Source organism: Croceimicrobium hydrocarbonivorans, assembly GCF_014524565.1.
In the GTDB taxonomy this organism is placed as follows: Bacteria; Bacteroidota; Bacteroidia; order Flavobacteriales; family Schleiferiaceae; genus Croceimicrobium; species Croceimicrobium hydrocarbonivorans.
Genome location: NZ_CP060139.1, coordinates 1873197 through 1891849, shown reverse-complemented (window position 1 = coordinate 1891849; position 18653 = coordinate 1873197). Strand labels below are relative to the sequence as shown.

18 protein-coding genes are annotated in these 18653 nt (G+C 44.0%); 2 read left to right on the top strand and 16 right to left on the bottom strand.

The annotated features are described in order from the left end of the window. Positions 1 to 83 precede the first annotated feature (83 nt). Positions 84 to 767, bottom strand: coding sequence for a LytR/AlgR family response regulator transcription factor (locus H4K34_RS08555; RefSeq protein WP_210760407.1), 684 nt, complete (start codon positions 765 to 767; stop codon positions 84 to 86). 228 nt (positions 768 to 995) lie between these two features. Here H4K34_RS08555 and H4K34_RS08550 point away from each other — a divergent pair, with 228 nt between their 5' ends. Continuing rightward, the gene (locus tag H4K34_RS08550; protein ID WP_210760406.1) at positions 996 to 4952 is read left to right on the top strand and encodes a T9SS type A sorting domain-containing protein; all 3957 of its coding nucleotides are present in this window, start codon (positions 996 to 998) and stop codon (positions 4950 to 4952) included. A 145-nt stretch (positions 4953 to 5097) separates the two neighbouring features. Then, positions 5098 to 5469, top strand: coding sequence for an RNA-binding S4 domain-containing protein (locus H4K34_RS08545; protein ID WP_210760405.1), 372 nt, complete (start codon positions 5098 to 5100; stop codon positions 5467 to 5469). Here the strand turns inward: H4K34_RS08545 and H4K34_RS08540 are convergent. From H4K34_RS08540 to porW, 15 genes are all read right to left on the bottom strand, one after another. Then, entirely contained in the window at positions 5450 to 6118 is a 669-nt protein-coding gene (locus H4K34_RS08540) for an alpha/beta hydrolase (protein WP_210760404.1), read from the bottom strand. The genes H4K34_RS08545 and H4K34_RS08540 overlap by 20 nt on opposite strands. Further along, positions 6115 to 6888 carry an enoyl-CoA hydratase-related protein gene (locus H4K34_RS08535; RefSeq protein WP_210760403.1) on the bottom strand — a complete coding sequence of 258 codons (774 nt, stop codon included), beginning with the start codon at positions 6886 to 6888 and terminating at the stop codon, positions 6115 to 6117. The genes H4K34_RS08540 and H4K34_RS08535 overlap by 4 nt, the downstream gene beginning before the upstream one ends. A 57-nt stretch (positions 6889 to 6945) precedes the next feature. Continuing rightward, the gene (locus tag H4K34_RS08530) at positions 6946 to 8355 is read right to left on the bottom strand and encodes a sensor histidine kinase (protein ID WP_210760402.1); all 1410 of its coding nucleotides are present in this window, start codon (positions 8353 to 8355) and stop codon (positions 6946 to 6948) included. Positions 8356 to 8456: 101 nt separating this feature from the next. Next, positions 8457 to 9137 (bottom strand): hypothetical protein, encoded by a 681-nt coding sequence (locus tag H4K34_RS08525; protein ID WP_210760401.1) that lies wholly within the window; start codon positions 9135 to 9137, stop codon positions 8457 to 8459. Continuing rightward, positions 9134 to 9571, bottom strand: coding sequence for a hypothetical protein (locus tag H4K34_RS08520; RefSeq protein WP_210760400.1), 438 nt, complete (start codon positions 9569 to 9571; stop codon positions 9134 to 9136). Before H4K34_RS08520 ends, H4K34_RS08525 begins: the two co-directional genes overlap by 4 nt. A 236-nt stretch (positions 9572 to 9807) precedes the next feature. Further along, positions 9808 to 10671 carry an ATP synthase F1 subunit gamma gene (atpG, locus tag H4K34_RS08515; RefSeq protein ID WP_210760399.1) on the bottom strand — a complete coding sequence of 288 codons (864 nt, stop codon included), beginning with the start codon at positions 10669 to 10671 and terminating at the stop codon, positions 9808 to 9810. Positions 10672 to 10735: 64 nt separating this feature from the next. Next, positions 10736 to 12310 carry a F0F1 ATP synthase subunit alpha gene (atpA, locus tag H4K34_RS08510; protein ID WP_210760398.1) on the bottom strand — a complete coding sequence of 525 codons (1575 nt, stop codon included), beginning with the start codon at positions 12308 to 12310 and terminating at the stop codon, positions 10736 to 10738. Between the two features lie 21 nt (positions 12311 to 12331). Then, positions 12332 to 12889: an ATP synthase F1 subunit delta gene (gene atpH, locus H4K34_RS08505; RefSeq protein ID WP_210760397.1), complete on the bottom strand. Its 558-nt coding sequence runs from the start codon at positions 12887 to 12889 to the stop codon at positions 12332 to 12334. Between the two features lies 1 nt (position 12890). Further along, complete coding sequence (locus tag H4K34_RS08500) at positions 12891 to 13388, bottom strand: F0F1 ATP synthase subunit B (protein ID WP_210760396.1); 498 nt, start codon at positions 13386 to 13388, stop codon at positions 12891 to 12893. Positions 13389 to 13473: 85 nt separating this feature from the next. After that, on the bottom strand, positions 13474 to 13671 hold the full coding sequence (gene atpE / locus H4K34_RS08495; RefSeq protein WP_210760395.1) for an ATP synthase F0 subunit C: 198 nt from the start codon (positions 13669 to 13671) through the stop codon (positions 13474 to 13476). A gap of 30 nt (positions 13672 to 13701) precedes the next feature. Then, entirely contained in the window at positions 13702 to 14799 is a 1098-nt protein-coding gene (gene atpB / locus H4K34_RS08490; RefSeq protein ID WP_210760394.1) for a F0F1 ATP synthase subunit A, read from the bottom strand. A gap of 97 nt (positions 14800 to 14896) precedes the next feature. Continuing rightward, positions 14897 to 15289: a DUF6168 family protein gene (locus tag H4K34_RS08485; RefSeq protein WP_210760393.1), complete on the bottom strand. Its 393-nt coding sequence runs from the start codon at positions 15287 to 15289 to the stop codon at positions 14897 to 14899. Next, positions 15276 to 15515 (bottom strand): AtpZ/AtpI family protein, encoded by a 240-nt coding sequence (locus tag H4K34_RS08480; RefSeq protein WP_210760392.1) that lies wholly within the window; start codon positions 15513 to 15515, stop codon positions 15276 to 15278. The genes H4K34_RS08485 and H4K34_RS08480 overlap by 14 nt, the downstream gene beginning before the upstream one ends. Then, positions 15469 to 15885, bottom strand: a complete 417-nt coding sequence (locus H4K34_RS08475) for a bactofilin family protein (protein ID WP_210760391.1) — start codon at positions 15883 to 15885, stop codon at positions 15469 to 15471. Before H4K34_RS08475 ends, H4K34_RS08480 begins: the two co-directional genes overlap by 47 nt. Positions 15886 to 15896: 11 nt before the next feature. Beyond that, complete coding sequence (gene porW / locus H4K34_RS08470) at positions 15897 to 18497, bottom strand: type IX secretion system periplasmic lipoprotein PorW/SprE (protein WP_210760390.1); 2601 nt, start codon at positions 18495 to 18497, stop codon at positions 15897 to 15899. Between the last annotated feature and the right edge of the window lie 156 nt (positions 18498 to 18653).

Below are 18653 nucleotides of genomic sequence, written 5' to 3'. Positions count from 1 at the left end.
GGGATTAGAAAAATAAGCCCCGTCTCTCAGCAGAAAGACGGGGCTTAATATTTTTATAGGGCCCTAATGTTTTGGGTCCCTAGCTATTTAGACTCTGAAATTCGATCGATCAGAATCTTTTTATTATTCCGGCTAACAGGAATTTCCTGACCCGCTAAAAAGACCGTGTTTTCCTCCAGCTTCTGAATCTTATCGAGGTTTATAATATGTGATTTATGCACACGTAAAAAATTATCCGGAAGCTTCGCAACAAAGGCTTTCATGGTACTATGCACGATGTAGCGCTTCTCCTCAGTAACCACTTTAATATAGTCACCCAAGGCCTCTACAAAAGAAATATCATCCACGCTTAACTTCACTAAAACACCGTCTGATTTAATGAAAAGTGAATTTTCAATTTCTTGTCTTTTCAGGTTTTCTTCATAATAACGGGCTCTTTGCACCGCCGATGAAAAGCGATCCATGTCGATGGGCTTAGAAATATAGTCGGTAACATCGTATTCAAAAGCTTCAAAAGCGTAGTGCTTTTTAGCGGTTACCATAATAACTTGAGGAACTTCTTTAAAGCTAGCGAGAAATTCAATGCCACTCATTTCGGGCATTTCAACATCTAGAAAGATCAGGTCTACCTCCCTCTTTTGCAAAGCGATACGTGCCTCAATGGCATTAGGATATACACCTACCAATTCAAGGTCGCTAACTTTTGAGATGCATGACTTTATCGCTTCCCTTTGAATGGGGTCATCATCAACAACAATACACTTCATGTGAGAGGAATGAATTCTTAACAAAAATGGCTCTAAAATGTATAGTACGCAAGAATTCCTCTATTTTAGCGCTTAAGCCTTGCCCCACAAGCCTTTGAGCTTGTTTCTTTTTATTCGTTTCAGGCTTTCTTTCAACCACTTATCGACACATTTTGCAGTTCATCTAATAATTAACAGGCCTTGTTAATAAGGAGATTAGGTTTGCTGGGTAATTCAATTATTACAGCTATGAAATTCTGGGGTATTACATTTTTTGTAGCGTTGGCCTTAAGCTTACAAGGTCAAGTTTTAACCGTGACCAACACGAATGATTCGGGTCCCGGTTCGCTACGTCAAGCAATCACCGATGCCAATGCAAACTGGAGCATCGATCGTATCGAGTTTAACATTCCTACTTCCGACGCCGGTTACAATGCCAGCACCGGAGTATTCACCATTCTGGTAACTTCCGCTGAGTTGCCCAGCATTAACAACCGTGTTTTAACCATCGATGGCAGCACTCAAACTGCTTTCACTGGTAACACCAATACCACCATCTTCGGAGCCGGTGGTACTGTAGGTTGTGATGCCGTGGCTTTAGCGCAGGTAGACGGTCCCGAAATTGAGATCGTTGACGGTGCCGGTAACTTGAAGTGGGGATTACAAGCTACCGAGCGTTACATTACTATTAACGACCTGGCTATCCACAGCTTCGGTAACGGATGGTTCATCTATGACAATGCCAACCTTTTGGTTCGCGGTGGCGGTGGCTACTTCGAAGCCTTTAATATGGTTTTGGGTTCTGAAGCTCATCAGGATATGGCTCCTGCCGGAAGCGATATCAATGGTGCTCCTAACTTCCAAGCTTTAGGCGTTGACGATGGTAAATTCCACCACAACTATGTGGCTTATGGATCTACCATGGGTGGCTTCCTTCGCACCGGTTGTGCCGACTGGGAAGTTTATCAAAACGACTTTGCCCACAATGGTTTGGTAGATCAAATTACCGATGGTTTAGATGTAGCTGATTTCACTGAAAACTGTGTAGTTAAAGAAAACCTTTTCCGTAACAATGGTGCCAACGGTTTGGATACCTACAACTCTCACGGTGGTCACCAAATTGAGAACAACACTTCTTACAATAACGGTCGCTTAGGTAACGAAACTTCCGGTATGCGTATCTATGGAACTTACGGCGACACTATCGTTAAGAACCTTATTTATGACAATGTGGGTGCCGGTATCCTGGTTACCAGCGCGGCTGAAAAACACCATATTACTCAAAACTGCATTTACAACAATGGAAACGTTATTCCTGCTGTTGCTCCTTTAACTACTTCCAAGCAATTAGGTATTGACTTATTAAGCTCTAGCGATAACCATCGCAAGGGAACCGGTACCTATGTTACTTTAAACGACAACAATGATGTTGATGCCGGAGGTAACCAATTGCAGAACTTCCCTATTATCGATGCGGTAATCATTAACGGTGCTAACCTTACTGTAAAAGGATTTGCTCCTGCCGGTGCTACCGTAGAATTCTTCGAAGCTGATGAGTATACTGGTGCTTATATGCCTCAAGGTAAAAGCTTCCTTTTCTCTAAAGTTGAAGGTAGTGGCGATGATATGGATGCCAGCACCGGATCTTATGGTCCTGGTTTAGTAAATGGAATTGCACAGGGTACTGAAAGCAATGCCAACCGTTTCGAGTTTACCGTTCCTGTTCCTGCTGGCTTTGTAGCTGGAGATGCTATCACTGCTACCTCTTTCCTTACTGCCAATGGTACTTCTGAATTCTGTGGTGCTTTCACCGCTGTAAACGGAAGCGGAACCTTAAATGTAAACCCAGAATTGAACTGTGTTTATATCGACGTGAACAATGACGTGGTGGCTAAATTCGGTTACCACAACCCTAATAACTTTACTGTAAACATTCCTGTTGGAGCTAATAATAGCTTTAGCCCATCTCCACAAGGTCGTGGCCAAAACACCAGCTTTATTGCCGGTACCCACAGCAACGAGTTTACAGTTACCTTCCCTTCTATCAGCGCTTTGAGCTGGTACTTGGATGGAACTACTGTTACAGCAGACATTAACAGTGTTCGTTGTCCTGCCGACTTGCAGGTTACTCAAACCGTTACTAATAACACTCCTAATGTTGGTGATTTGGTAACCTTTACCATCCACATCGACAACCTTACTTGCGGTGTACCTGCTACTGCCGTACAGATTCAATATGTTATTGATGCGAACTTCACTTATGTAAGTCATGCCGGACCTAGCAGCGGAACTTACAATGCCGGAACTGGTTTATGGACTATTCCTGAAGTGGTTTGTGGTACTGGTCAAAGCTTACAAGTTACCGTTCAGGTAAACGGAAATGGTAGCAACACTGCCTCTGTATTGAGTCAAAATCAACCCGATCCTGTAAGCAGCAACAACAGTGCTAGTGAAAACTGTGCTACTGGTTCTTCAGGTTCCAATAACGGTGGTATCGAAAGTGAAGGTTCAATGGCCCGTTTAATTGCCGCCCGTAACTACGAGCGTATCATCCGCGGACAGCATACTTTCTACGATCGCATTGCTCAGCAACCTACTTTGAGTGATATGCAAAGTCAGCAATTAGGTAAAACCGGAGCTTTAAGCGACTACTTACCTGCGGTAGGTCCTCAAAACGCTCCTGCGGTAATTGCTACTCCAACCGATCTAATTGGTATCACCAATGCCTTAAACGTATTCTCTGTAGATTACTTAAACACTGCTCAGAACCGTTTAGGAAGCATCCTGGCCATCGAAACTCAGAATGAGGTGTATAACCACACCAAAGTGATTTGCGACCGCTTAAACGGTGCCACTTTAGAGAATATTAAATTGATCAATATCAAGGGTCACACCTTTATCCTTTCTCACTTAGATCAAGGTGAAGGTTTGGTAGACATGGCTGTAACCTTTGTAGCCTACAAGAAAGCCAATGGCACTATTGAAATCGATGCTCGTTGGAACCAACAAGAATATGATATCCAGCCTTCTGATAAAGTATACAACTTCCAGGTTTGGTCTGTATCTGAAAGCTTAACTCGCCAATTGGTAGAAGACATCCTTACTTTAATGGAAATGGATGGTCCGGTAAGCAGCTTAACCAGCAGCAACGTTGCAGTACCTACTGCCTATGTTAAAACCGGTCACTATAAGGATGGTAAAATCTTCCTTACTATGGTAAACACTGTAGGTGCCAGCGAGATTAACATCATGGCTAACCGTACTATCAACGAGCAAGCTACCCGTACTCAGTTTGGTGAATTGATCAGCCTTGATCCTGCTAAACGTGAAGAAACTGTAGTTTGGAACACCGGATACTTATTCGACTCTGGATTCGAAATCTTGAACGATATCGGTGGTGGTCGCGATGTATTGTACTTAGCCGATGGTGCTTGGGGAATTGACTTCGAGCGCGTAGTAGGTGCCAACAGCACTAACTTCAATACCCTTACTGAGAGTGGCTATACCTTCGATAACTCTAAAAAACACTTAGAGCGCGATGTACAGTTCACCGGTAACTTAAAGAACTATGTGAGCATTTACCGCATGTTGCGTCCTGGTCACAAATCTGTAGACTTAAGTGCCTACAACCAAATGACCTTTGAAGCCAGCTTAAGCGGATTGAACGAGATTATTGTAACCTTGGTAAGTGGCAATATCACTAACTGGAGCGAGCAATACCGTATCACTGTGCCAGTGCAAAATGCCGCTATGGGAACATACAGCATTGATTTTGCCGACTTGGTTTCTGCCGGAAACACCCCGCTTGACCTGAGCAATATCTTAAACGTGACTTTCTCACTTGTTGGTGACTATAACAACTTCGTTCCGGTAAGCTTCGACATCGCCAATGTAGAATTCAATGGCAATGGCAACCCTGTAAGCACTGCCGAGTACGGACAAGTACAAAATGGATTGAATGTTTATCCTAATCCATTTAGCGGTGCTGCTCAAATTGACTTGCACTTAGACAATAGCAGCGATGTGCGCGTAGAGCTTTACGACTTAAGCGGTAAGATGGTAGATCAGGCAGCTTTAGGCTTCCAATTTAAAGGAACCAACACCATGGTTTACCAACCTCAAGCCGAATTACTGGAAGGTGTTTACCTGATGAAGGTGATCACTGATAACCGTAGCTACACCCAAAAAGTGGTGTACCGTAAATAGTGTAATTACCCCCTCTATATCCGAAGGATCCCGGCACCCACTGTCGGGCTTCCTTTTTCAGCAGAGAAATTATAACGTGTAAATACCCCCTCTATATCCAAAGGATCCCGCGCAGTACGCTGCCGGGATTCTTTATTTTTGGCCCATGCGTATAGATAAGTACCTCTGGTGTGTTCGCAAATACAAAACCCGCAGCCTGGCTACAGATGCCCTAAAAAAGTCGCGGGTAATTATTAATGATGAGCCGGCCAAAGCCTCACGAGAAGTGAAGGTGGGCGATAGAATTGGTTTCCGTAAGGATGGTGTGCTTTACCAGGTTGAAGTTTTGGACATTCCAAAATCGCGGGTGGGCGCCAAATTAGTTCCAGATTTAATCAGAGATATCACCACGGCTGAAGAGCTCGAAAAGCAGCAATTCATCAATATGATGCATAAGCTGAGCCGACCTCGTGGCACCGGTAGACCCACCAAAAAGGAGCGTCGGGATCTTAATGACTTTATGGATGTGGATGAGTAGGAAAAACCTCCTCCAACAAGGCCTTTAAAGGCGCGTTATAAATATCATGCTTCCCTTCAAAACGATGAAGGTCGGGATGAAGACCCTTTTCCTTCAAAAAGTTTAAATGCTCCTCTAGTCGTTCCTCACTAATAAATTCATCATCATCGCCGCAAAGCATATGTAATTCCTTGGGGCGAAAGTTTTCGAGGGCCGCTTCAAAATCGAGATCGGGAGGAAAGGCTCCGGCCCAATTTATCAAGGTTTCGAATTTTAATTTGGTGCTATTGGCCCATCGGCAAGCGGTAGCTACGCCCTGCGAAAAACCAAATATGGCCACCTTTTCAAAGCGCTGGTACTCCATTATCATCGCCGCCACTTGATCTAACATTCGGCAATAGTCATCAATATCATTGAGGCGATCTTCCTTAGTCATCCAACTGGAGCCAACTCGGCCCGAAGATCCTTGTAAATAAAAGCGATGCAATCCTTCGGGTGCCACAAACAGAATATCGGAGCGCTGCGCCTTTTCAAACTTGCGCAGGAAGAATTCCGGATGCTGCCCATATCCATGCAGAACAAAGCAGAGATAGGGCTGTAAAGACGACGGCTCGTTACTGAGGTAGTAGCGAGCCGTGCGTTCTATTTTAAAGTCTTTGCGAATGCTCAAAACTGAGGTTTGCGTTTTTCTAAAAAGGCGGTGGTCCCTTCAGTAAAATCTTCGGTGCCGAAGCATTTTCCAAATTCTTCAATTTCCACCTTAAAGCCATTCATGCCATCGGTATAACCGGCATTCACACACTTAATTGCACTGTGAATAGCATTGGGTGAATTTTGGGCAATTTTAGCCGCTAAGCCTTTGGCCGTAGGAAGCAATTCGTCTAATTCAGTAAGGTGATTTACCAGACCCATTTCATAGGCACGATCGGCCTTGATCATTTGGGCGCTGAGAATCATTTCCAGGGCTCGGCCCTTGCCTACTAATTGAGCTAAACGCTGGGTACCGCCATATCCTGGAATCAAGCCCAGAGTAACTTCAGGTAAGCCTAATTTGGCATTGTTGGAGGCGATGCGAATATGTGCACTCATCGCTAATTCCAAACCACCTCCCAAAGCAAAGCCATTTACGGCAGCGATTACGGGCTTACTATAGTTCTCGATATAGTCGAAAAGACTCGTCTGCCCTAAGGCCGCTAATTCGGTTCCTTCGGTTACGGAGAAATTGGCAAATTCTTTAATATCGGCGCCAGCCACAAAGGACTTTTCGCCACTTCCCGTTAAGATCACCACCCGAACTTCAGCATCATTTTTCAGTCCTTCGAGGGCCTGATGCAATTCGGCGATAGTTTCTTTATTTAAGGCATTAAGTTGCTTAGGGCGATTAAGGGTAATTACCGCAATTGAATCGCTTATTTCCAGTAGCAGATTGTTGAATTCCATGATTGTTTCATTGGGTGCCCTGCAAAAGAAATGAATTCCCTCGGATTTAAAAACTTCCTAGTCCTCGCTTTGCGCGGATAGAGGCAGGTATACTCGAAAACAAGTTCCTTCACCCAATTTGGTTTCGAATTCGATGCGCCCGGAAAAGCCATCTACAATTCGTTTTACCAAAGCCAGGCCTAAGCCCATTCCACTGGATTTGGTGGTAAAGCGAGGTTCAAAAATCTTGGTATGCTGCGATTCCGGAATTCCACTGCCATTGTCGCAAACTTCAATAAGGGCCTGTTCTCCCTTCCGCGAAAGCGAAACTACCACCTGCTCCTTTCTACCCTCGGGCACGGATTGCAAGGCATTGTTGATGAGGTTATTCATTACTCGAATAAGCTGATCCGGATCAGCATAAATCTGCAGATCCTCATCTTCTGCCTTAAACTGCACATTATGCTCTGGATATAACATAGCCACCCTACGTACCAATTCCCTTACGGGGAAGAGTTTTAAGCGTAGTTCGGGCATAGAGGCAAAGCGAGAGAAAGCAGCGGCGATATTGCTCAGAGTGTCGATCTGATCAATCATGCTTTCCGAAAACTCACGCAGTTTCTCAGGGTCATCAGTGCGCAGGCTCTTTTCGAGGTATTGCACATTGAGTCGCATAGGCGTAAGCGGATTTTTAATTTCATGCGCCACTTGTTTGGCCATTTCACGCCAGGCACTTTCCCTTTCGGTTTGAGCCAATTTAGCAGCGGAGGCCTCCAGCTCTTGAAGCATGCGGTTGTATTCCGCCACCAGAGTCCCAATCTCATCCTGGTATTTCCATTCCAGTTGATAATTTCCTCCTTTGAGTCGGGTGTTTTTTATGTGCTCACCAATGAGTTGCAAGGAACCGGTGATGTAATTGGAAAGGAAATAGGCCATCAAACTAGCCCCTAAAAAGAGTAGGAAGTATATTTCCGTTAATCGCCAGAGAAAGTTCCTTAAATCCTCTCTGCTGAGGTCCTCCGCATCGAAATAGGGCAGGTTAATAATCGCCACTGGCTTGCCCTGGTAATTCCGGATAAAATCGAAAGTGGAGAGGAAGTCTACCGAATCGGTTTTATAACGACGTAATACCTGATCGGCGGTTTGGTAAAGACGCTCCATCAGGTCGGGATCAATCTTGGTCGGAATAATGCCACTTTCGTGGAGATGGGGTGTAGAGGCGATGAGCAAATTCCCGTTAAGCCCATAGATATTGATATCCAAACCATTGATCTGCGCAAGATCACAAACCTTGGTATCAAAGAGGCTTACAATGCTATCGGTATTGTTGATGAGCTCTTGATCGCGCAAGAAAAAGTTAATGGATTCCAATACTGCGAACTCCTTACGTTTGAGGCGTTCTTCGTGGTATTGCTCATTTTCTTGTTTAAAGTGATAGAAGGAAATGGTTCCGGTTAAGAGGAATGAAATGGCGAGGATAAGCAGCATCGAAAAAAAGATGCGTCCTCTAAGGGTAAAGGGTATCCAGCTCCTGTTGATCACGTGGGGAAGTTAGCAAAATGCGGGCCGGAAAACTTGATTCTAAAAAATCAATAAGGCCGCCCGCGACCTAAATTATAATGCAGTCCCATTTGCAAGGAAAGCGAGTAAAAAGGATCGCGTCTTTCGACCGTATTTAGGAACCAATACCATTGATAAGGAATGGCTAGGTGCAATCCCCACTTGCTTTTAGACCAGGGGTTCCATTCGAGGTAAAGCTCCGCCAATGCACCTAAACCTCCGTGTTTATCGTAGTTGATCTGAACTTGAGAGCCTGTCCAGCCTCCAGAATACAATAAGTTTGGCTTACTTACTACCGGCAGAAAGCTAAAGAGACCTAATTTTGGGTAAATGCTAAAGCTGCGACTCCAACGCAGTCTATAGCCATAAGCCAAAGAAAAGTCTAAATAGCGAAGCACATCCGATTGATATTCTGCGGGATCATTATTCTGACTCTTGATCTGCAAATCTTGATACTGAATATCTCGGAATACGTAGGCTCCTGCAAGCCATAAACTGGAGTGATCTTTTATTTGCCAATTAAACTGAAGGCCGGCCAGCAATTGTTGGCGAGGCAGGGCCTTATCATTTAGGTACTCTGCAAAGGATTTATAATGCGGACTATAAGATTCGCTTAATATGCCAGCCCCGATATTTAATGATAAAGAACTTTGGCCTGTAACATTTAGGCTGATAAGGAGTACGAAAATTTTAAAAATCAAAAACTTCATAGGCTATATGTCGTGCTAATTCCTATTGTTATTGCGCCGGTCGTAAAAGCTCCCACATAAAGCCCTGAAGAAATATGCTGGTTGATAGCATAACTATACTTTGCCCTTAAGCCCAAAAATGGACCGAACTTCGAAGGCACATGAGCGTGTCCACGGTATTCTTCAAAATCATTATCTGAAACTAAAACACTTAGGCCCAACGGCATAAGTAATTGAAACCGATGCTTTTGAAATTGAAATTCCTTAGCGAGTGCTAAATAAAAGTCATAATTACGGGCATGATTGATTGGCTCATATTGATCCTCCATAAACCAGCGATGATACTGAAAGCCCACAATTGTTTGAAGTTTACCCCGGTTTCGTATTTCGAGTTCCAGATAGCAGGAATATCCATTCTTGTATTGACTTCGATAATCTGTAAAAAATACTTCCAAAGTACTTAGGCCTATTTCAATTGCTGTCAGGGATGGCCAGGCTTTCGAGTTTTGCGCTTGCAGACTTGCTACGCTGAATAGAAAAAGCCAAAGGAAGTTTCGCATCAATACAGTAATAAAAAAGGTTGAGGTTCTTAAATGTACATTTTCCCATTAAAAGTTCCCAAGGCAAAAGTTAAGGCATAAAAAAACCCCGACTGTAAAAGCCGGGGTCTTTTAAACAATAACAAGAATTTCTAGCCGTCGGCCAGGGCATTGGCACCACCTACGATCTCGAGAATTTCGTTGGTAATAGCCGCCTGACGAGCTTTGTTGTATTCCAGACTCAGGTTACGTTTCAGTTCCTGAGCGTTGTCTGTTGCTTTATGCATAGCGGTCATACGCGCTCCGTGTTCAGAGGCATTGCTATCCAATAAAGCTTTGAAAAGCTGTGTTTTTAAAGACTTAGGAATCAAATCTTCCAAAATCTCTTCTTTGCCGGGCTCATAGATGTACTCACCAGCAGCAGTACCCTCGCTTTTAACCTCGCGAATAGGTAAGAACTGCTCACATTGTACACGCTGAGTAGCAGCATTAACAAAGCGGTTATACACTAATTCGATGCGGTCATATTCGCCATCAAGGAATTTCTGCATTAGCATTTCTGCTACTTCACTGGCATTGTCGTAGCTCAAATCTTCATAGATAGAGTTACGCTCACCAATGGGAGCAGAGGAACCACGTTTTACCAGAATTTCTCCGGCCTTCTTACCCATAAAGAAGGTGTCTACCTGGGCATTGCTTTCGGCTTGATAAGCCATTACGCGTTTTACCACGTTGGCATTAAAAGCGCCACAAAGACCACGGTTCGAAGAAATGGCAACCAATAAAACCTTTTTAACGTCGTCAGTTTGGCGGCTGTACTGCCCTTCTGAAGAGTCCAAAGTCGCACTTACGTTCACCAGAATTTCTTCTAGCTTTTGCGCGTAAGGACGGAGTTGGGTAATCGCATCCTGAGCTCGCTTGAGCTTAGCAGCAGATACCATCTTCATGGCAGAGGTAATCTGCATGGTGCTACCTACCGAGGTGATCCGACTACGTAGTTCTTTTAAGTTGGCCATATTTTAAGGCTTAAAGCTTTTACCGAAGCCCTCCTGATGGAAGGCCTCGGAAAAGAGAATGCTATTAATATTTAGCTGCCAGTTCTTTAGCAACTTTCTCGATAGTTCCGGTGATCTCGTCGGTAAGTTTACCGGCTTTCAATTGATCCAGAACATCGCGATGCTTATTGTCCATGAAATCCAAGAACTCTACTTCGAACTCGCGGATTTTCTCCACCGGTACATTGTTCAATAAAGCTTTGGTTCCAACGTAAATAATCGCAGCTTGTTTCTCTACTGGAAGCGGGCTGTTTACACCTTGCTTCAAGATTTCCACGTTACGCTTACCTTTATTAATTACCGCCATGGTAGCAGCATCAAGGTCAGATCCGAATTTGGCGAAAGCCTCTAATTCGCGGTACTGAGCCTGATCAAGCTTAAGGGTACCAGAGATCTTTTTCATGGATTTAATCTGAGCGTTACCCCCTACACGAGATACGGAGATACCTACGTTAATCGCAGGACGTACACCCGAGTTAAAGAGATCAGATTCCAAGAAGATCTGTCCGTCGGTAATCGAAATTACGTTGGTCGGAATATAGGCAGATACGTCACCCGCCTGAGTTTCAATAATTGGCAATGCAGTTAAAGAACCACCACCTTTTACCTTGTCTTTTAAAGACACAGGAAGGTCGTTCATGTTCTTCGCTACATTATCATCAGCGATCACCTTAGCTGCACGCTCTAATAAACGTGAGTGAAGGTAGAATACGTCACCAGGATAGGCCTCACGACCTGGAGGACGACGTAAAAGCAGAGATACCTCACGGTAAGCTACCGCTTGTTTAGAAAGGTCATCATATACGATCAGAGCAGGACGACCTGTATCGCGGAAGTACTCACCAATCGCAGCACCAGCAAATGGAGCATAGAACTGCATTGGAGCAGGATCAGAAGCGTTAGCCGCAACGATTACAGTGTAATCCAAAGCGCCTTTTTCTTCTAGGGTTTTAGCAATACCGGCTACGGTAGAACCTTTTTGACCAATCGCTACATAGATACAGAATACAGGCTCGCCAGCATCGTAAAATTCGCGCTGGTTAATGATGGTATCCAGAGCAACGGTAGATTTACCAGTCTGACGGTCACCAATAATCAACTCACGCTGACCACGACCTACAGGAATCATCGCGTCGATCGCTTTGATACCAGTTTGCATAGGTTCGTTTACTGGTTGACGGTAGATTACACCCGGAGCTTTACGCTCTAAAGGCATTTCGAAAGTTTCACCTTCGATTGGTCCTTTACCGTCGATTGGGTTACCTAAGGTATCCACCACACGACCCAACATTCCTTCACCTACATTGATAGAGGCAATTTGTCCGGTACGTTTTACGGTAGACCCTTCTTTAATATTTTCGTCGGCACCAAGCAATACGATACCCACATTGTCTTCCTCGAGGTTCAGTACGATACCGCGTAATCCGGAATCGAACTCTACCAATTCACCAGCCTGAGCATTGCTCAGTCCATAGGCACGGGCAATACCGTCACCTACCTGGAGGATGGTTCCTACTTCTTCGAGGTCTGCTTCACTTTTGAAACCAGAAAGTTGGTTTCTCAGAATTGCTGATACTTCAGCGGATTTTACTTCAGCCATGTTGCTTGAGCTTATTGATCCTTAAAAATCTTTGATGTAGTGATTGTCTTTAAACTGGCGACGCAGGGTTTCCAACTGATGCGCCAAACTACCGTTGTAGCGTTTATCGCCAACGCGTAATACCATACCGCCGATGATTTTCTCATCCACGTTCTGGGCTAATTCTACTTGCTTACCAGTATAAGCTGATGCTTTTTCGGTAACCGCTTTAACCTCATCATCACTAAGGGCATAGGCAGTGGTTACACTTACCTTTTCAATGCCTTTGTGCTGAAGGTACATATTTTCAAAAGCCTGAGCGATTACACGCAGGGAACCTTCACGACCGTGATCTACCACAATGTTCAGGAAACGAGCGCTTAAATCGCTGATTTTCTCCTTGAAGATTTCTTGGAGAATTGCTTGTTTTTTGTCGCCTTTTACGATGGGGCTACTCATCACGCTAGTCAATTCGCGGGACTCATTCAAAGTAGCAGAAACCAAACGCATGTCTTCGCGGATGGCTTCTACCTGGTCCTGTTCTTTGGCCAGATCGATGAGGGCTTTGGCGTATACGCGACCTAACTTGGTTACTACCATGTTAGTTTAATTTAAAATTGTCTAACTGGTCTTTTACCAAATCACCTTGCTTGGCTTTGTCATCGAGTTCGCGACGTAAAACCATCTCTGCGATTTCGATAGACATTTCTGCCACCTGGTTTTTAAGATCGGTAACGGCCGCCATTTTTTCGTTTTGAATTTGCTCCTTGGCGTTCGCAATAATCTTTTCGGCTTGGGCGCCAGCTTCAGACTTAGCATCGTTGATCATCTTGTCTTTGATCTCACGCGCTTCTTTCAAAATAGTATCACGCTCTGCGCGGGCTTCGGCTAGGATACGCTCATTGTTAGACTGAAGAAGCTCCATTTCGGCACGGGCCTTTTCGGCGGAAGCCAAAGAATCTTCAATGCTTTTTTCACGCTCTTCTACTGCACCTAAGATGGGTTTCCAGGCAAATTTGCGTAAAACAAACAGCAGGAGAATGAACAAAATAAGTTGCCAAAAAAACAGGCCAACTGAAAAATCTTCTAATAATGCCACTTTATAATCTTTTATTCGGTTCGTTCAAAAATCAGGGAACCAAAGGCGACAGCCAACCGCTGCTCACCTTTGGTCTTTAAGTTTCTTAGGCTGCAAACAGAGCAGCGAAACCAATACCCTCGATAAGAGCCGCAGCAATAATCATTGCAGTTTGGATCTTACCAGAAGCTTCAGGTTGACGAGCGATAGCTTCCATAGCGGAGCCACCAATACGACCGATACCTAATCCGGCACCGATTACGATCAAACCTGCACCTACAATTTCAGGAATTGCACTTTCCATGGTCTTTGTGATTTAGCATTAATAAAAATCTTAGTGGTGTTCATCATGTACCTCAACCGCAGAACCGAAGTAAAGGGCAGAAAGCATGGTGAAAATATAAGCCTGTAAAAAGGCCACCAGTAATTCGATAATCGATAAGAAGAAGGTTAATCCGAAAAAGGCTCCCGTTGCGAACCAATTTCCGAAAATAAAGATCAAGCTAATGATACTCATGATCACTACGTGTCCCGCCAGGATGTTCGCATACAAACGAATCATCAGAGAGAAGGGCTTTACAAATAATCCCAAAATCTCAATTGGCATTAAGATTACACGCATCAAATAAGGCACGCCTGGCATCCAAAAGATATGCGCCCAATAATCCTTTCTACCAGAGAATTGAGTCAAGAAGAAAGTAATTAAGGCCAGGCCCATAGTAACAGCAATGTTACCGGTAATATTAATTCCCAATGGAGTTTGACCGATCATATTGGCCATCCAAATAAAGAAGAATACGGTAAGGAGGTAAGGCATAAAGCGCTTGTAGTCCTTCTCCCCGATATTGGGCTTGGCAATATCATCGCGAACGAGGATTACCAAAGGCTCCATAAATTTTGCAATACCACGTGGTACAGGGTCTTTGCGGTATTTTTTAGCCACCGCTCCGAATAACCAAAGCAATAAAATGCCTACCAGAATGGTACTGAATACGGTTTTGGTAATGGAAAAGTCGATGGGTTTTGCGTTGGTCGCATGATGCTCCTCATCGTAATGAATAGTACCTTCAGCATCGGTTTTGTAAATCTTACTATGGTATAAACGGAAGTAAGAACCTTTGCTTTCTACGGTTTGATTTTCACTGTGATGGAAGGCCGAAGACATGAAGAAATGCAGTTCGCCTTCATCCCAAAGGATTATGGGTAAAGGAAACTCTACAGAGGTTCCGCTGGCATGATCGCCCCAAAGGTGAAAGCTGTGACTGTCTTTGAGGTGGTGCTCTTTAACTTCAGCAATCTGCTCTTTGATAGATTTCTCATCCTGTTCCTCATGGTGTCCATGTTCATCACCATGTTGATTGCTCGCATTAGCCGCCCAAGAAAATGAGAAGGCTAAGAGGAAGGCTAAGAATCCGAATCTTTTGATCTGCATAACTCGGCGTTCAGAGGTCGTTTAAAAATCAGCGCAAAAGTAAACATATTTGCTTTCCAAGTTGCCAATTTTTAAAGCTTCTTTTTTTCGCAGATTTTCAGGCCTTATTTAAGCTGCGTAATAAAACGAATGATTTGAAGGCCAAACAGATAAGATAGGGAACAAAAAATGAGCTGAACTCGAGGCTAGTGATTTCTCCGTCTTCCTTATACACCGGGTAAAAGGCCAAAAAGAAAACCAGGAACTTTAAAAGGCTGCCAGCCATGAATATAAAGCCCAAATAATCTTGTTTCTTTTGGGCGATTCGCAGCATTACCGTTAGTATAATTTGCGCGGCCAGGAGGTTAAAAAGGTAAGCTTGCCAGGTAAGGCTGGCCCCGATGGGTATCTGGAGATAGTTTAAAACGGCGTAGTGTATACCAAATGCCAGAGCTAAAATGAAGAGCAAAACGGCCTGCGGATATTGCGAAAGGCGATCATTTATCATCATCGGACTGAATTCCTTTTAAGAATAGATAAAGGCCCAAGCCCATACCTATAAGAGTGCCCAGCATAGTAAACCAGGCTTTGTTGAATTCGTATCGGGCATCCAGCCACTTGCCACCATAGGCCCCTAAAAATATCAAGGCACCCATTTGCAAGCCCAGTCCCGAATACTTGGAATAGGACTTAAGAGATCTTTTCAGATCGTCTTTCTTCTTTTCGGGCGGAGTCATTTTTATGGATATCGCGCACCACAGCTCCCATTTTACAGGATCCACTGAATTCTGCGCCGGGTTCAATCGCCAATTTAATAGTAAAGATATCGCCTTCTACACGGGCAGATGCTTCCAAATTAAGCAGGTCTTCTACCACCATAGTACCTTCCAAGCGACCGGAAATACGTGCAGATCCGCACTTCACCTCTCCCTTCACTCGGCCTTTTTCTCCGATAACCAGTTTGCCAGAAATACTAATGTTTCCTTCAATCTCACCATCCACCCGAAAGTCGCCCTCAGAGTGCACATTTCCTTCAATAGAAGTACCTTGTAGGATTCGGTTGCTACTGCTTGGTGCGACGTTTACTTCCTTCGTTTTTTTAATCATATCCCCTTATCCTATTTATAGTTCTCGTCAAAAAAGGCTTGGTATCCTTTAATGTCCTGATTTTTATAGAAATCTGTAAAGTTAGCGTTCGAAATTACAAATTGTTTAAAATCCACAGAGATCAACAATTTCTCCAGCGCTTTTTCACTGTTCAAAGTGCGATAGTACTCCTGCGCTTGTTTTTGATTGGCCAAGCCACTTACCATTACGACTTGCCATTCAGTACCCATTAAAATACTCTTTACCAAGAGGCGATTATTGGGGAAGTACTTACTGTTAAAGTCCGAAAGGTTAATCTGTACCTGATTGGCACTTACTTTTCCATTCGGTACTAATAAAACATATCGATGCTGCGAACTAAAGTCACTGCGATAGGTGGCAGTCTTTTTAGCGGATTTTTCATCGCCCTCCGCCTTGGCATCCTGACCCATGGCGTTCAATATTTTTTGAGCTTCCGCAGATTCTGGGGTTCGTGGGAAACGCTTTAGTACCTCTTCCAAGCTGGTACGAAGCTCCTCCATTTTACGCAGGCCGGCCTCGCAATAGGCTGTTAATAAGAGGAAGCGGGCACCATAACGACTGTCTTCATAGGCCTCGAAGCCAGTCTTGGCCGCGCTTAAAGCTTGGCGATAACGCTTGGATTCATAATCCTGATAAGCTGCAGCATAAGCTCGTTTGGCTTCCGACTCATCTACATCCTTCACATCTTTTCCTTCATTAAGGATCAGGTAGGCGTATTCGGATTTAGGATAAGTACTTAAAATGAGGTTCTTATATTTCGTGCTATTGGCCTCATCCTCCTTTAAAAGGTAAATACGATACAGTAAATACCAGGCCCGAGCGCGATCTTGATAGTCTGGATAGCGTTGTAAAAGCTCGAGTACACTTTCGGAGGCAGCCAATAAATCTTTAATATCCTCTTTATATAGGATGGCATTATCCAAGAGAGCCATTTGAATTAAACTATGGCTGGTATCCATCGCCGCAGAATCATTGGGGATTTGTGCCAAATAAGTTTGAGGATCATACCTAGGATCCAGTTCTTTTTCGCCCGTAGCCCCCTCGCCATTGGCTCCCGCCTCAGTATTGGTGGGATCTTCCAATATCACCGACTTATCCTTCCGACGCCAATTATCCTCCAATTTTCGATTGCCCCATTTGGCTACAAAGCTGGATACTCCGGATGAGCGAATAGAAGGATTATAGAAATAAAAGCTTTGGTTGGCATTTCCAACCCCGGCTAATCCGCCAATTCCACTGCCATTATTGGTACCTGAATTAAAAGCCAATTGATCCATTTCACGCTCCTTAGCGCGCAAGGCTTCTTCGTCAGCTTCTTTTACTCGGTCAATTATCTCATTAATCGCTTTCAATTGATCCGCATCACTCAAGGACGCTAAGGCTTGCAAACTATCTTGCAGGGCAATAGTTTGCAGATTCGCTACCAATCGACCCAGGCTCTTTTTAAACATCGCCACCTGAGCATACTTAGGGTGGTTTTTAGGTAAAAACTGATAGCAGCTATCGTAATAAGCCTGGCTCTTTTCGTACTCTTTATCGTCAAATCGAATCTCCGCCAACCACAGGTAACTCAGGCCCTTTTGCTTGTCATTTTGGGTACTTACCCGGATCGATTTATTTAAGTAATCATCACGATCCAGCTCTTCACCCAGCTTTTGGGCTACTTCGGCCATCACATAATAAATCTGATCGCGGTTATCGTAGTTCTTTTCATCGCGCAGCATTTTTTCCAGGTCATCGTAGGCCTTGCTGGGATCCATTAATTCGATATCGTAATTGCGGGCTTGATTTAATTGCGCATTAAAGAGCAAATCATAAGGCGGTCCCTTGCGAATTACCCGATCAAACATTTGGCTGGCCTCATAATCCTGACCTTGTTTTGCCAAAAGCTGACCACAGATATAAAGCCAGCGAACTTCCAATTCCTTATCCTCTGTTTTTTCCGCCGCTTGAATTAAAAGCTGATAGGCTTCCTCATAATGTCCCTGAACAAATTCGAGATGAGCGAAGGAGGCAAAAACATCTGCATTAAGATGTCTGGCCAAGCTGGTATTGCTGTATAGTTTTTCGAAACGCGCCTTAGCTGGAATAAAATTTTCCATTCCCGTTTCAGTTTTCGCCGCCCAAAGTTCCGCTTCCGCTCTAATCTCCGCGTCCCGAAACTTTTGGATCACATAGTTGAAGGTCTCCAGAGCCGCCGCATAGTCTTGCTTAAAATAATGCGCCTTACCCATTAATAGGTAGGCATCATCTATATAGTTGTTCTTTTGCTTGCCATCGATAAGCATCGAGTGGTTCTGGATGGTTTTACTGCCCTTTTCCAGAGATTTCTCCAGATCGGGTTTAACCCCACTAATAGTTTCTTCCGTGCCTTCTCGGTAAATGGATAAAAAGTCATCGTAATCGTCAACATGCTGTTTTTTCAGCTGAGTACGAGCTTTTAATAAGGCTTGTTCGCCATTAAAAAGGATATTGTACTTGCTGACCATACGGTGGTAGGTCCGCGCGGTAAAAATATCTTTAGTGCGAGAGCAGGCGCCCAGGATAAGCAGAGCGGCTATTATGAATGTCGAATAGCGTAATAATTTCAAGTGACGCGCGTGATGTCGGTTCGGTGTGAAATAACAATTATTGCGCAAAAATATTGTAATCTCAATACTAAGTTCCCTATTCCTGCGCTTTTAAGTCTTTTAATCTTTCCTTTCCTAAGAATCGCAAGGCCTAAAAAGCGCTTTGCCTTTGGATTT